10 protein-coding genes, 1 tRNA gene and 1 pseudogene are annotated in these 14,767 nt (G+C 40.6%); 9 read left to right on the top strand and 3 right to left on the bottom strand.

The window, feature by feature from the left end; genetic code table 11:
- Positions 1 to 229 precede the first annotated feature (229 nt).
- The 3 genes from ACNS8M_RS10175 (at position 230) to ACNS8M_RS10165 (ending at position 5,588) form a co-directional block, all read left to right on the top strand.
- Complete coding sequence (locus tag ACNS8M_RS10175) at positions 230 to 3,328, top strand: multidrug efflux RND transporter permease subunit (RefSeq protein WP_168542548.1); 3,099 nt, start codon at positions 230 to 232, stop codon at positions 3,326 to 3,328.
- A gap of 189 nt (positions 3,329 to 3,517) precedes the next feature.
- Positions 3,518 to 4,852, top strand: a complete 1,335-nt coding sequence (gene mgtE / locus ACNS8M_RS10170) for a magnesium transporter (RefSeq protein ID WP_168542546.1) — start codon at positions 3,518 to 3,520, stop codon at positions 4,850 to 4,852.
- Positions 4,853 to 4,997: 145 nt separating this feature from the next.
- Entirely contained in the window at positions 4,998 to 5,588 is a 591-nt protein-coding gene (locus ACNS8M_RS10165) for a DUF4112 domain-containing protein (RefSeq protein WP_168542544.1), read from the top strand.
- Between the two features lie 96 nt (positions 5,589 to 5,684).
- Here ACNS8M_RS10165 and htpX read toward each other — a convergent pair whose 3' ends face one another.
- Entirely contained in the window at positions 5,685 to 6,590 is a 906-nt protein-coding gene (gene htpX, locus ACNS8M_RS10160; protein ID WP_168418829.1) for a protease HtpX, read from the bottom strand.
- Between the two features lie 122 nt (positions 6,591 to 6,712).
- Positions 6,713 to 7,579, bottom strand: a complete 867-nt coding sequence (locus tag ACNS8M_RS10155; RefSeq protein ID WP_413784400.1) for a lytic transglycosylase domain-containing protein — start codon at positions 7,577 to 7,579, stop codon at positions 6,713 to 6,715.
- 512 nt (positions 7,580 to 8,091) lie between these two features.
- On the opposite strand from ACNS8M_RS10155, the gene ttcA reads away from it, so the two are divergent.
- Positions 8,092 to 9,012: a tRNA 2-thiocytidine(32) synthetase TtcA gene (ttcA, locus tag ACNS8M_RS10150; RefSeq protein WP_168418828.1), complete on the top strand. Its 921-nt coding sequence runs from the start codon at positions 8,092 to 8,094 to the stop codon at positions 9,010 to 9,012.
- 236 nt (positions 9,013 to 9,248) lie between these two features.
- Positions 9,249 to 9,632, top strand: a complete 384-nt coding sequence (locus ACNS8M_RS10145; protein ID WP_004972111.1) for an SCP2 sterol-binding domain-containing protein — start codon at positions 9,249 to 9,251, stop codon at positions 9,630 to 9,632.
- Positions 9,633 to 9,766: 134 nt separating this feature from the next.
- Here ACNS8M_RS10145 and ACNS8M_RS10140 read toward each other — a convergent pair whose 3' ends face one another.
- Positions 9,767 to 10,882: a transglycosylase SLT domain-containing protein gene (locus ACNS8M_RS10140; RefSeq protein WP_168418827.1), complete on the bottom strand. Its 1,116-nt coding sequence runs from the start codon at positions 10,880 to 10,882 to the stop codon at positions 9,767 to 9,769.
- Positions 10,883 to 11,246: 364 nt separating this feature from the next.
- On the opposite strand from ACNS8M_RS10140, the gene greB reads away from it, so the two are divergent.
- The 4 genes and pseudogenes from greB (at position 11,247) to ACNS8M_RS10120 (ending at position 14,737) form a co-directional block, all read left to right on the top strand.
- Positions 11,247 to 11,744: a transcription elongation factor GreB gene (gene greB / locus ACNS8M_RS10135; protein WP_168542542.1), complete on the top strand. Its 498-nt coding sequence runs from the start codon at positions 11,247 to 11,249 to the stop codon at positions 11,742 to 11,744.
- Positions 11,745 to 11,830: 86 nt separating this feature from the next.
- Positions 11,831 to 11,920 (top strand) — tRNA-Ser (locus tag ACNS8M_RS10130).
- A 793-nt stretch (positions 11,921 to 12,713) separates the two neighbouring features.
- A complete protein-coding gene (locus ACNS8M_RS10125; RefSeq protein ID WP_002058491.1) occupies positions 12,714 to 12,974 on the top strand; it encodes a hypothetical protein in 261 nt (86 codons plus the stop codon).
- Between the two features lie 458 nt (positions 12,975 to 13,432).
- Positions 13,433 to 14,737: pseudogene (locus tag ACNS8M_RS10120) on the top strand (IS4 family transposase).
- Positions 14,738 to 14,767: the final 30 nt, after the last annotated feature.

Raw genomic sequence — 14,767 nt, 5'->3', positions numbered from 1 at the left:
CTAGGAGCTATCCCAAAATTGGGAGGGCAAATACAAAAATCTGTGAGAAAAAATGAAGACCAATCAATATTTTTGTGACAAAACTGCATTTTTTGATAGGTCGTCATAGAAGATCTATTTAGCTGTGGTAATTTGAGAAACCCTTTTAAGCTTTCTGATTTTGCTGATAAATTTGATGCTCTAGCAAGACTTAAATAACAACGCTGCCACCGAAAAGTGATCCTGTTTTATGCTGTCAAAATTTTTTATTGAACGTCCTATTTTTGCTGGAGTCCTGGCCATTATTGTCATGGCGTTTGGTATTTTTTCCATTTTAGGTTTGCCGGTCGAGCGTTATCCGGATATTGCACCACCCCGCATTACCGTGAGTGCCACTTATACTGGAGCTTCGGCAGAAACAGTGGAGGAGAGCGTGACCCAGGTGCTGGAGCAGCAGATTCGAGGGCTGGATCATCTGCTGTATTTTAGCTCGAGCAGTGATTCTTCGGGTCGGAGCCGAATTAGTATCAGCTTTGAAAATGGAACCAATCCAGATACCGCACAAGTACAAGTGCAAAATGCCATTAATGGTGCAATCAACCGTTTACCTGAAGATGTGCAACGTCAGGGTGTAAATGTGTTCAAATCGCTGGGTGATATGCACATGGTGATTGGCTTGTACGATGCTACAGGCAAAAGCAGCAATATTGCTTTATCAGATTATATGATGAGCCATTTGGAACAAGACCTTGCCCGTATTGAGGGTGTAGGAGAGGTCGATGTTTTTGGTTCACAATATGCCATGCGAATTTGGCTAAATCCCTTAAAGCTTAAGCAATATGCATTAATGCCCAGCGATATTCAGGCAGCAGTACAAGCGCAAAATACGCAGGTTGCCGCAGGGGCAATAGGAGAGTTACCGACTGCTCAAGATCAATACCTCAATGCCAAAGTTACGTCAGGTTCACGCTTAAAAACTGTAGAAGAATTTGAAAATATTATTTTAAAGGCCAATCAAACAGGCGGCTTTGTTTATTTAAAAGATGTTGCACGGATTGAGTTGGGCGCAGAAAATTACCAAAGTTTTAATACCATTAATGGTTTTCCATCGGCAGGTATGGGGATTTCCTTATCTTCAGGGGCGAATGCGCTGCAAACCTCAGCTTTAATTCAAAAAGAAATACAGCACTTAAAACAACAGTTACCTGATGGCTATCAAATCGTATTTCCAAGAGACAACACGCCATTTGTGCAGGAATCAATTAAAGAAGTGGTGAAAACTTTAATTGAAGCGGTCATTTTAGTCGTGATAGTCATGTTCCTATTTTTACAGAATTGGCGTGCCACGCTTATTCCCACCGTGACTGTGCCTGTGGTGATTTTGGGGACAATGGCCATTCTGCAAGTATTTGGCATGAGCATCAATACCCTGACTTTATTTGCGTTGGTCTTGGCGATTGGTTTATTGGTGGATGATGCGATTGTGGTGGTGGAGAACGTAGAGCGCTTAATGCATGAACAGCAGCTAAACGCTAAACAGGCCGCCATTGCATCCATGCAGGAAATTAGTGGTGCTTTGGTGGGTATTACTTTAGTACTGACAGCAGTATTTATTCCTATGGCGTTTTTTGGTGGGTCAACAGGCGTGATCTATCGTCAGTTTTCCATTACGTTGGTTACGGCAATGTCTTTATCCTTACTGGTTGCGCTCATTTTAACGCCTGCATTATGTGCTTTGATTTTAAAGCCGAATCCACAGCCTGCAAAATGGGCGTTGTGGTTTAATCAAAAACTGGAACAATTCAAACAACGCTATCTCCAGCTTTCTGCATGGACCATGCAACATAAGAGCATCTGTCTGGTTGTTTTTGCCAGTTTGCTCACGGTCTTTGCCTTATTTTACCGTGCCTTGCCAACCAGTTTTATTCCCAATGAAGATCAAGGCATGTTATCTGTCCAGATTAAATTGCAAGAAGGTGCGCCATTATCGAAAAGCCGAGAAGTGGGAGAAAGTGTCCGTGAATATTTTATGCAGCAAGAGGCAGACAATGTTGACTTGGTGATGCTGCGCTATGGACGTAATTTTTCGGGAACGGGACAGAATTTAGGCCAAGGCTTTATAGCACTTAAACATTGGGATGAACGAACGGGTAAAGCGAATACTGCAGAAGCCATTCGTGAACGGGCGATGCAACATTTTCGTCAGCATCCTGATGCCCAGATTATGATTGGATTGCCTGCTTCAGTACGTGGCTTGGGGCAAACCGACAGTCTAGAGTTTTGGATTCGGGATGTGAATGGTGCAGGGCGGGACTTTTTAACGCAACAGTTTGAGAACTTAGCGAAGCAAGCGAGCCAATACTCAAGTTTTGAAAATTTGGATCAGCGTGCTAACCCAGAAAAAGCTGAATTAAATGTCACGATGGATCAGAAACAAGCCATGGCAGCGGGTCTAACCCAAACTGCAATCAACAGCACTTTGTCGGCTGCATGGGGTGGCAATTATATTAATGATTTTATTGATCGCGGCCGAATTAAACGTGTGATTATGCAAGGCGATGCAGAGTTTCGTGCTCAACCTGAAGATTTATATCAGTGGTCGGTACGTAATCAACAAAACCAGATGGTGCCATTTAGCCAGTTTGCCCAGCTAAGCTGGGGTGGTGGGCCTGAAGTGGTCAATCGTTTCATGGGATATAGCGCCTTGCAAATGGAAGCCGATACGACAGAAGGCAAAAGTTCTGGTCAGGCTATGCGTGATTTGGAACAATTAGTTGCACAGCAACAAGGAATAGATTTGGCATGGAGTGGATTGTCTTATGAAGAAAATCAGTCCAGCGCTCAAGCCTTAATTTTATATTTGGTTTCAATTGGTTTTATTTTTCTGTGTTTGGCTGCCTTGTATGAAAGCTGGAGCATTCCAACCGCAGTAATGACTGCAATTCCATTGGGTATAGGTGGCAATATTCTATTTAGTTATTTTGCCGGCTTTCCTAACGACATTTATTTTCAAATTGCCTTACTGACCACCATTGGTTTGTCTTGTAAAAATGCAATATTAATTGTGGAATTTGCCTCTGTGGCGCAGCAGCAGGGAAAACAAGTGGTGCAAGCTGCTTTAGAAGGTGCGAGTTTACGGCTTAGACCAATTTTAATGACTTCATTGGCATTTGGCGCAGGTATATTACCATTGGTCTTCGCTTTTGGTGCAGGCGCAGCAAGCCGTCAGGAAATTGGCGTAAGTGTGTTGGGTGGGGTAGTGTTTGGCACAATTTTAGTCTTAATTTTTATTCCGTTTATGTATGTGTTGATTCGTTCGGTGTTTAAACCTAAAGTACAAAAAATCTAAGCTTGTTATCGCTTAAAAAATGATTTTAATGAAATGCTTAGCTGAGTTTTAGGCTATGATGTTGCTCCAAGCTCAAGCCTGTAAAATTAGCAAGCTTAATCTTAAATTTACTAAATACTGTGAAAATCTTTAGCTCATATTTCATTCGTATTTGGCTACGCCCGTGGGCTGATGGTATTGGTGTTTGGCATGAAACTTTTACACACTGAACAGTTAGAACATGCACTGCAATCACATCAATACAGTGCCGTGCAGGAGATGATTCAAAATATTAACCCTGCCGATTTAGCCGATTTAATACAGTATTTAAGTCTGCAAGCTCAGGTCAGTTTAATTGAACAATTAGACAGTGCTGCCTTGGTGATGGAGTTTTTGCCCTTACATTCACAGCTAAAAATTGCTGAAACCATTGCTCCTCTGAAATTGGTTGCTTTGATTTCAGAGATGCATTCGGATGATCGCACAGACTTATATAAATTACTGTCCCCCAATTTACAGCGCTATATCAGCTTAAATATTGCAGAAGAAAAGCGCGCTCAAATTCAGTCCTTGGCGCATTATCCCGAAGAGTCGGCTGGCGCCATTATGAGCTCCGACTTTGTGGTGCTTTCGCCTGAATTAAATATGCAGCAAGCCATAGATGAACTGCGCACAATGACAGCAGATCGGGAAACTTTATACCTGATTTATATTGTAGATGCGGCCATGAAACTGCTGGGCGTCATTTCTTTAAGAGAGATTATTCAAAATCCGCCTGAGCAAAAAATTAAACAGGTGATGTGTACCGACTTGGTGACGGGTTTGGTCACTGAAGATCAGGAAAGTATTGCCCTAAAGCTCAGTCATTATGATTTCCTAGCCTTGCCGATTGTAGATGATGAACAGCATTTGTTGGGGATTGTCACTTATGACGATGCAATGGATGTGGTACAGGCTGAAACTACGGAGGACTTTTTAAAGTCGAGTGCGGTAGCGTCTTCACCTGGCATGAGTATAAAAACTGCGCCAATTTTATTTTTATATCGCAAACGTGTGTTTTGGTTGGTGATTTTGGTATTTGGCAGTTTATTGTCTGGAATTGGCATTGCGCATTATGAAGACATTATTGCAGCACATATTGTACTGGTTTTTTTCTTGCCGCTTTTGGTCGGTAGTGGTGGTAATGCGGGTTCTCAGTCTGCGACCTTAATGGTACGGGCACTGGCTACAGGTGATGTGCAATTTAAAGATTGGCTGCATTTACTCGGACGTGAAAGTTTGGTGGCGCTATGTTTGGGTGGAACTATGGCTTTTGCGGTTTCAATTTTAGGCTATTACCGTGGCGATCTTATGGTTTCACTGGTGTTGGCTTTGAGTATGATGGGCATTGTGCTGATGGGCTGTTTAATTGGCATGAGTTTGCCTTTTATTTTGCATCGCCTGAAACTAGACCCTGCCAGTGCCTCTGCGCCTTTGGTAACCTCGATTTGTGATGCAACGGGCGTGGTGGTGTACTTATTTATTGCTTCACAGTTGTTACTTTAAACACTGTCGGTGATGATGACTTATTCAAGACCTCATCTTAAACTTTTTGCATTGATCAAAATTCTGTTTATAAAATCATAACAGACCTGAGTAAAAAACTGCTTTATTCTCAAGTAGATTGCATTTACCCAACGATACGTTTTCTATGCCAGAACCTGCATCTTCAAAAAAACTTAGCCAGCAAGAGGTGATTCGCTTAGAGCGCGATTTAGCCAAGTTTGCCAATATGATGGATTCTGTGGTGCGTATTCCATTTACCAAGCAGGGCGTGGGAGCAGATGCCGCATTAGGCACTGTACCTGTCGCGGGGGATGTCGCAGGTTTTGCACTGACCTGTTATGCGATTTATAAAGCCAAACAAATTGGTGTACCACAAACCAAACTCACTCCCGTGATTAAACTTGCTGTGATGGATGCAGTAGTTGGTTTTGTGCCAATTGTCGGCACAGTATTTGATGTATTTATTCGTCCAAGCCGTAAAGCTTTAGATGTAGTGCATACGCATATCCGTGAAGAATATCAGATTCACAGTGAGCATCATGTGGTACATCCTTTTTTACATGAGCGATTGGAACGTAAACAGCAGCAGTCAGCATTTTGGCGTAATCCTGTTGTGGCATGGCTTTGGATTCATTTACCCGATTTATTGGGAGTACTGTTTTTAATCTTGCTCGTTTGGGCTATGTGGTTGGGCGCAAACTGGTTGTGGCAGTGGTCACAAACTTTTGCAGTATAAAATAAGTAAAGTTTGGCTTTTGGCTTGCATGCAGTCATAAAAAAAGCTTCCCGAAGGAAGCTTTTTTGTTGTGAAAGCACAATGTGTTGAACAGTCTTAAGGCAAGTTTAATTGTTGTAATGCCGCAACACGTTGTTCAATGCTCGGGTGAGTTTGGAACAATGCGGCCAAACTAAAACCTTGTTCCTTACCAGCAGAAATTGCAAAAGCTTTCATTTCTTTTGGCATAGCATCAGGCATTTCAGACTCTGCTTGTAAACGCAATAACGCAGAAATCATAGCTTGTTTACCTGCTAAACGTGCACCTGCTTCATCTGCACGGTATTCACGTTGACGCGAGAACCACATCACAATTGAAGATGCCAAAATACCAAAGACAATATCTAATACAATGGTAATTGCAAAGTAAGCTAAGCCTGGGGCTTCGCCATCTTCACGACCAAAGACATTACGGTCAATAAAGTCACCTGCAACACGAGCAAAGAACATAACAAATGCGTTCACAACACCTTGAATCAGTGCCAGTGTAACCATGTCACCATTGGCAACGTGGCCAATTTCGTGTGCCAGTACCGCGCGTAATTCATCTTTATTCATGCGCTCAAGCAAGCCAGTAGATACAGCCACTAAAGCATCATTTTTGTTCCAACCCGTTGCAAAAGCATTAGATTGATAAGAAGGGAAAATACCCACTTCTGGCATTTTAATACCAGCACGTTGCGACAATTGTGCAACTTCATTTAATAACCACGCTTCAGCTTGGTTACGAGGGGCATTTGGGTCAATTAATTCAGTCCCAGTTGTTTTTTTCGCCATCCATTTAGACATGAATAGAGAAATTAAAGAGCCAACCATACCAAAGACAAAACAGATGACCAACAGGTTGCCTAGGTTTAAGCCACCCGCGCCATGGTAACTACCGACACCGAAGAGTGACAAAATTATGCCAGCTACAACCAGTACCGCGAGGTTGGTTAGCAAGAACAAACCAATCCGCATCATTGAGTAAATCCTCTTATATTGAAAATGTAATCTGATTTGTTAATAAATCATGTCGTTAAATATGCGGTGTATGTCTTAAAAATTCAAGAAAAAATAATAAAACTGTACCAAAAATATCGACTTTATTCTGAAATGAAAATACGTGCCGATGCAGTGGCATTGCCCGTGGCATAAGAGCCCGTTGGGGCATCGGTAAAGCTACCATCTGCAGCCATAATAATTTGTCGTTGTGGGCGTTTGTTCACGCTGACTTGATGGTTGCTGGCGCTATAATTATCTGACTGCGCAATAATTTGTGCATTTTGGGCAGTACTGCTGCTTGAAGTATTATTATTTTGAGGGCTACCAGCGCTCACCCCATTGGCATATAGGTTGCTATAGCGGCTGGTAACACGACGGACGTAGTCCTGTGTTTCACGAAAAGGTGGTACACCGCCGTATTTTGCGACGTTGCCTTCACCTGCGTTATAACCTGCCAAGGCCAAGGTGGTATTGCCATTAAAGCGTTTTAATAACCATGCTAAATATTTTGCACCCGCCATAATGTTTTGATGCGGATCATAAGCATTGCTGACATTAAAACGACGTGCTGTCGCAGGCATAAGCTGCATTAAACCTTGCGCACCAACAGGGGAACGTGCGTTTACATTAAAGCCCGATTCGGTATGCATGACCGCTTTAATTAAACCTTCAGAGATGCCATGTTGTTGTGCGGCTTGCTGAATAATATGGTCAAAGGCATTTTTATTGCGGCTATAACTTGGCAATACTGAAGCTTCAGATGAACCCCAGTTGCGATAGCTGTGAATATTGCTGTCTGCGTAATAGGTGACTTTAACTTTTTTTAGGGAACGGTCGTTACTTTTACGATTGGTCAGTAGGGTGCTGCCATTATTGTCTTTATACATATAAATCTGACCTGCATGTGCAGCCGTAAGCAATGGCATGCTACTAACAGATCCAAAAAAACACAGTAAAAAAACCTTCATTTTATTTTTCATGGTGTGATTACACTAAAAGCTGTCCCCAAACAGTTGTTACGAGTTTAACAAAAATCTCACAGATGAAAAGACTTTGTACAAATTCATTTACAGGAGTAGCGAAAAAAATCAAGCGAAATTGCTGACAGAGTAATCAAAAAAAATATTTATTTTTTTTTAATTGGCTTAGCTTGACACACTTAAATCATTGATTTTTATTTAAAATAAAAATGATCACAAAATGATCAATTTAAAGAGAAGCCTTAGAATATCGGCAAGAGGCCTTGTCAAGTTGTTTTAAATCCACAAAGTTATCCACAGGATTTGTGGAAAACTGTGGAAAAGTCCAAAAGATAAGCATCTTGCCGAAAAACTGAACGCGAAGGTTCAAAATAACATGCGGTTCAATACAGCCCGATGACAAAAATTTTGATTCCGATGAATTTGCATTCTTTTGATGCGATGTTGGTCTGAATCGGCTAAAATTGCGCGGTAATTTTTTTCATGGGTTAATCTCGTCTATGTTCTCACCCGTTGAGTCCGATCAAGGATTTAATTTCAAGCCAGAACTCCCAACCAGCTCTGCGTATTATCGTTTGTTGAAAAAGCTGCGTCGCCAAGTCGGGCATGCGATTCGTGACTTCAATATGATTGAAGATGGCGATAAAGTCATGGTGTGTATTTCTGGCGGGAAAGACAGTTATACCTTGCTGGACATTATGTTGCAGTTTAAACGTATTGCGCCAATCAATTTTGATGTGGTGGCAGTCAACCTAGACCAAAAGCAACCTGGTTTCCCTGAAGATGTATTACCGCGTTATTTAGAAGAAAATAACATTCCGTATTATATTTTGGAAAAAGACACCTATAGCATCACCAAGCGTTTAACCCCTGAAGGAAAAACCTATTGTGCGGTATGTTCACGTTTGCGCCGTGGTTCGCTCTATGGCTTCGCACAGGAAATTGGTGCGACCAAAGTGGCGCTTGGACATCACCGTGATGATATTTTGGCGACTTTTTTCTTGAACTTGTTCCATGGGGGCAGTTTAAAGGCGATGCCGCCAAAGCTACTTTCTTCAGACAAGAAAAATATGTTGATTCGTCCATTGGCTTATGTGGAAGAAAAAGACATCATCAAATATGCAGAAATGCGCAAATTCCCAATTATTCCGTGTAACTTGTGTGGTTCACAGGAAAACTTACAACGTGCGATTATTAACGACATGCTGCGTGAGTGGGATAAAGCGCATCCTAAGCGTTTACACAGTATTTTTGGTGCTTTGCAGAATGTATCGCCATCCCAATTGGCAGATCGCGAATTATTTGACTTTGAAGCTTTAGATAGCCAGCGTGTATTTGATTTTGCAGATCAGGTTGAACAAAATGCTGCTGAGCAGAACAAGCGCATCAATATGGTCAATTTAGGCTACGCTGCAGACTAAGTTTAAAGAGTGCGTTAATCTTAGATTCAATATAAACACCAAGCTTCGGCTTGGTGTTTTTTTATGCTATTGATTTATTTGATAAAGTATTAAATATACAAAAACTGAACGTCCCGTACAAAATTTCTTAGCCTTTATTCAGGTTATCATGCTATAACAATCATCAAGCAAAATAGCTTAATAATGATGGTGTCTGGATAGACAACACACATGCACAAATATATTGAGGAAGAATCATGCCTGCTTTTTTAACTGATGATTGGTTTGCGACTGTAGAAAACTTAACGGCTCAAGCTGGTGATTTAAATTTACCTCCTGCATTGGCAAATCTAGCAATTAACTTAGTGGTGACTGATGCTGCAGGCAACACCGAGTTGTCTTTAGATGGCGGTAAAATCCAAAAAGGTTTGGCGGACAACGCGAAAACAACATTAAATATGGATGCGGAAACCTTACGCAAAGTATTCTTAGAATTTGATATGGCTGCTGCAATGCAGGCTTTCATGACAGGTAAAATCAAAGTACAGGGTGATATGTCACAATTAATGGCATTGCAAACTGCAAAACCAAGCCAAGAACAAAAAGATTTGTTTAAGAAGATTCTTGAGCAATCTGCTTAATTAAAGTCATTTCTGCTGTAGTGGGTATTTATTGCCGCTACAGCATTAAAAAAGCCTAGCTGACGTATCAACTAGGCTTTTTTATTTGGGCTATAAATAAGAAGCTACAAAATCAAATTTGCGATTTAAGCGACTTAGATGTTAACCAATTGTGGTGTGGTCTTAATATGCTCTAAATAAGCACGAATACGGGTCACGTATTGCACCGCTTGACGATAACGTCCATTGCTGGCTTTGTTACGGTCTAAATAAGCATATAAGTTCACCCAGTTATTTGGGTTCTTACCTTGCGCACGAATTCGCTTCTGAATCTGACTGACTGCGCCTGGACCCATGTTATAAGCCACCAGTGCGTACCAGTTACGATCAGGGAACGGAATATGATCATAGCGGTTTAGCATCTGATCATAATACTTGGCACCACCCTGAATACTTTGAGCAGGATCGGTACGGTTACTGACACCCATTGCTTTGGCTGTATTGTTGGTCAGCATCATAATGCCACGCACACCCGTTGGCGATACAGAATTAGGTTTTAGGTAAGATTCCTGATAACCAATAGCTGCCAAAAGATGCCAGTCCAAATCATACTGTGTTGCTGTCTTTTTAAAGTTTGCCTTATATAAAGGTAGACGATTACGCAAATCACGCTGGATTAGATCCCACGATTCTTGCTTAACAACATTACGGTTATAAAATGAAGCCAATTGACTAATAGAACCGTTTTGTTTGCCACGGCAAACAAAGTTACTTGCAGTTTGGCTCAGTGGATCATCTGCGTGTTTAAACACCCAGTTCAGCTCGCTATTCAAGCCATTACGCTTTAGGGTATTTAAATCGCCACAACTGGCAGAAAATGCAGTGAGTTGCTGATTTTCGATACTTTGGATACTCGATGTGGTCATCGCAAAGTTGGCTTTACCAGAAGAAACCCATTTTAAAGCTGTGGCATTGTCGCTCACAGTTTTAAATTCGAGTTTCACATTCATGCTTTCGGCATAGTTACGCACTAGGTCATAACCAAAGCCATGTAAATGCTGTCCATCTTTAAAGACAGTCGTTGAATTGGCTACTGAAACGACGGTCAATTTATTTTGATTGACGACGTTGTCAAACTGATGGGCCGTTTTGCCTGCGTTAATACTGTGAAATGGGAGAAATGCAGTACTTAAAGCAAGGACTTTTAAAGGAAGACGATTAAAAAATGAGTGAAGGCTAAGCCTAGACCCAGACGTTGAACTACTGTGCATGTTGGCTCCGCTACAAGTAATTTATGCCCTAAAAAGCAAAGGCAACATGCCTTGAACTTTTTCAAGTTTGATAAATTCAATAAGGGTTGGGCAGTCATGACGTCATTCAAAATGACTTGGGATTAAAGGGAAACATGTGTAGAATTTCTACACGGGTTAAAAATTGAACAATATAAAAAGATGTGCGAATAATAAAGACGAAATTTTTGGATGTCAAATTTTGTACACCAATTTTTTGAAAAATGTAACATAAGATATTAATTTTATTGAGGAATAAAGTTTATAAACTTTAGTTGTGTAGAAAAATGCAATAAAATAGACGATTGATGTTAACCAAATGTAAAAAAATGGCAGCAAAAACACCGTGAAATCTAACTTAATTACACGTTCTGGACACGATAAACTGGTCGCTGAACTACAACATTTATGGCATGAAGAACGACCTGAAATCACGAAAAAAGTGAACTGGGCAGCAAGCCTTGGCGATCGGTCGGAAAATGCGGATTACCACTATAATAAGAAAAGGTTGCGTGAAATAGACCGTCGGGTGCGGTACTTAGGTAAGCGTTTAGAAGAGTTACGTATAGTCGATTTTTCTCCTGAACAAGAGGGGAAAGTGTATTTTGGTGCGTGGGTCGAAATTGAAAATGAACAAGGCGAGCAAAAGACGCTAAGAATTGTGGGAGTAGATGAAATTTATGATCATCACCCGCAGCATATTTCAATTGAATCTCCTATGGCACGGGCTTTGCTGTCTAAACAGATAGATGATGAAGTAGACGTACACACACCTTTAGGTAAAAAGAGCTGGTTTATTAATTCAATACGTTATGAAAAGCCTGAAATCACACAAGATGGCTAATTTTTGATTTTATTTTGTACATTTGAAGCATAATTTTTAGAAAATATTTGCCAAGCTGAATTTTTCTTTATATGATAGCCGCCATTGGAAGCGTGGCAGAGCGGTTTAATGCACCGGTCTTGAAAACCGACGAGGGTGTGAGTCCTCCGTGAGTTCGAATCTCACCGCTTCCGCCAAATTTTAAGATAAGCCCTTGTATTTGCAAGGGCTTATTTTTTTGTCTGTAGTTTTACCCCTCAACCTACCCCTCATCAAATTTTGGATTGGATTGATTTCTTTTGGTGGTATTTGGAAGATTAAGGAATATAGTTTAATAAGCTGTATTTAAATCTAACTAAATTCTTATTCAAACATTTTTTAATTATAAATATTTTCACTCCCCATTTATTTAGCTTGCTTGACGCTCTACAGCGTGCAGATTATCCTTAGCCTGCTGACCTACATCGTCAGTCGGTTTTGACAGACCGTTTACACACAAGCACATCAAAAAAGTAATTTTTTGGTGGCGAACTCGTTCGTCCCCCTTCGTTGCGGTAGGGCGAGGGAGGGACGCCTTGTGCGTGCTGATTCTTGTGTGTCAGTCTGTCAACCCTTTCTCGTTCTGCCACCATCAATTGACAGTGATTCTGGTAGAACTCTTTCACACAAGGAGTACGCCATGCGCTTACATCAAGACCGTCTTTTATATATCTCTTTTTTTATGTTTGTGCCGATTGGTGATTAGACCTGATGCTGTGTATTCCATGCATCGCTGTGTCGATAACTTTCTAAGAATAAAACTTTTTCAAGTACATATTACCGATATGAAGATGAATCTCTCATGCTGTTTTGAGGGGCATAGATTTGTGTGCTTTATCGTCTATAACACTTCAAAAAACATAGATATTCATTCCAACATTTATGACATGGGGAACACTGTGTCTGATTAAGACCAAGACCAGTGATGCCTATAAAAAAGAGAAAATGATGATGTTTAAAACTTTCCTAAAAACGACCCTGATTTCATCACTACTTGCAGGCGCATCTTTGGCGCAGGCAGGCTGGTTTGCACAAGCCAGTGAATCCTACCTTGTTCAAGCACGTCATACAGGCGGTGGGGTTTATCAATGTCTTTATAAAACCAATCCTGGCAACCGTGGTTGGCGTAATTTTACGGTGAACTTTCAAGGTGGTTGTCCACGCTTTGTTCACTTTAATGCGCAGAATGGTCAAGTCACTGTGCCCAACTAAATGCCTTGTTGATGAAGTATTTGGATTGTCACTGCTTGCTCCAAAGTTAACATGTTGAGCAGTCCAAAATGACCGCTATATTAACCAAGGGGGTCAGTTTTTAAATGCCATTAGGGGGTCATTTTTACACTGCCGCTAACAATGATGGTAAGTCCCTATATGATTGTAGCTGCCCAAGCTGAGGGTATAAAATTAGCATCGCATGTTGCTTGCTAAAATTTATGAGCTCACCAATGTGCTGTAATTGGAGGCTTAGGTCATTTATGGTTTGAGTTCTTATTCTATGTGACCATGCGAATAGTATTTATCTGACTTGCATTCATATTTTAAAGTAAAAACTTAATTCGGGTTGAGATAGATTCAAATCTAAAAACCACCCCGAAGGATTAATGCCAGTCAGTTAAGCAAAAAAAGTTAAAATACTGTAAAAAGAGCGTATGTAAATACGCTCTTTTTTTATGAATTTATCTCAGAATTTAGATTTAACATTAAAATAAACCCTACCTTCACTTTCACAATTCAGTGAATTGATTGATTTAAACTGGATTGAAGATTGCTTAAACCAAACAGGTAAAGCATCAATTCGAAAAAGAAAACTGCCTGCTGAACATGTTGTTTGGCTGGTAATCGGACTTGCTCTATTTCGAAATCAACCGATTTGGTATGTGGTTCAACAATTGCAACTTGTTTTCGGTACGGCAGAATACTGTGTACCGAGTGCATCCGTACAAGCAAGACAGCGCTTAGGCTTAGAGCCCATGAGTGCTTTATTTTCGACATTAAGTCAGGCATGGTTTAAAGACTCACAACAACAATATAGCAACTTTCACGGTCTATGCGTTTGTGCTGTAGATGGTGTGGTTTGGTCTATGCCTCATACAGAAGAAAACTTTAAGCACTTTGGTTCATCCAAAGGCAAAACAGCAGCTGCCCCTTACCCACAAGTCAGAGCGACTTGCCTGGTGAATACCAATACACATGAAATGATTGATGCCCAAATTGGCAGTATGGATCAAGGTGAATTAACCTTAGCCAGTCAATTAAAAGCACCAGTTCGCAGTATTACCCTATTTGATCGTGCTTACTTCTCTGCTGATTTTTTAGTGAGTTGGCAATCTCAGGCAGAAGAGAGTCATTGGTTGATGCGAGCAAAGGACAACCTGCGTTATGAAGTGATTCATCATAATGCGGCCCATGACTTTCAGATCAAAATGCCTGTTTCAGCAAGAGCAAAAAAGATAAATCCGTCATTGGGTGGCTATTGGGAAGCACGTTTAATTGAAGTTGAATATGCAGGAAAAATAAGACGTTACATCACATCATTAACAGATTCTAAAGTTTATCCATTCAAAGACCTTGCAATGCTTTATATCCAGCGTTGGGAAATAGAAATGTGTTATCGGGAAATTAAAAGTGATTTACAGGATGCAAGAATTTTAAGAAGCAAACAACCTGATTTGGTCTATCAAGAATTGTGGGGGGTATTTATTGCTTATAATATCTTAAGAAGACAGATGAGGTTTATCGCTGAACATGCAAAGGTGAGTCCTTTAAGGATCAGTTTCCATATTGCATCTATGAGTATTATCAATATCTTAAGGCACACACCTTTAGAATCAGCAGGAAATCTACCCAAACATTTAGCACAATTATTTGAACAATCTAAAATATTTGTATTACCTGAAAAAAGGCAAAGGCAATGTCCGCGAGTAGTGAAAATTAAAGCACAAAAATATCCAAGAAAATGCCAGTCAATTTCTTAACTGACTGGCATTACCCCGAAGGATGGTTTT

The organism is Acinetobacter sp. A2 (assembly GCF_048537555.1).
Lineage (GTDB): Bacteria > Pseudomonadota > Gammaproteobacteria > Pseudomonadales > Moraxellaceae > Acinetobacter.
This window is presented reverse-complemented; position numbering and strand designations above follow the sequence as displayed.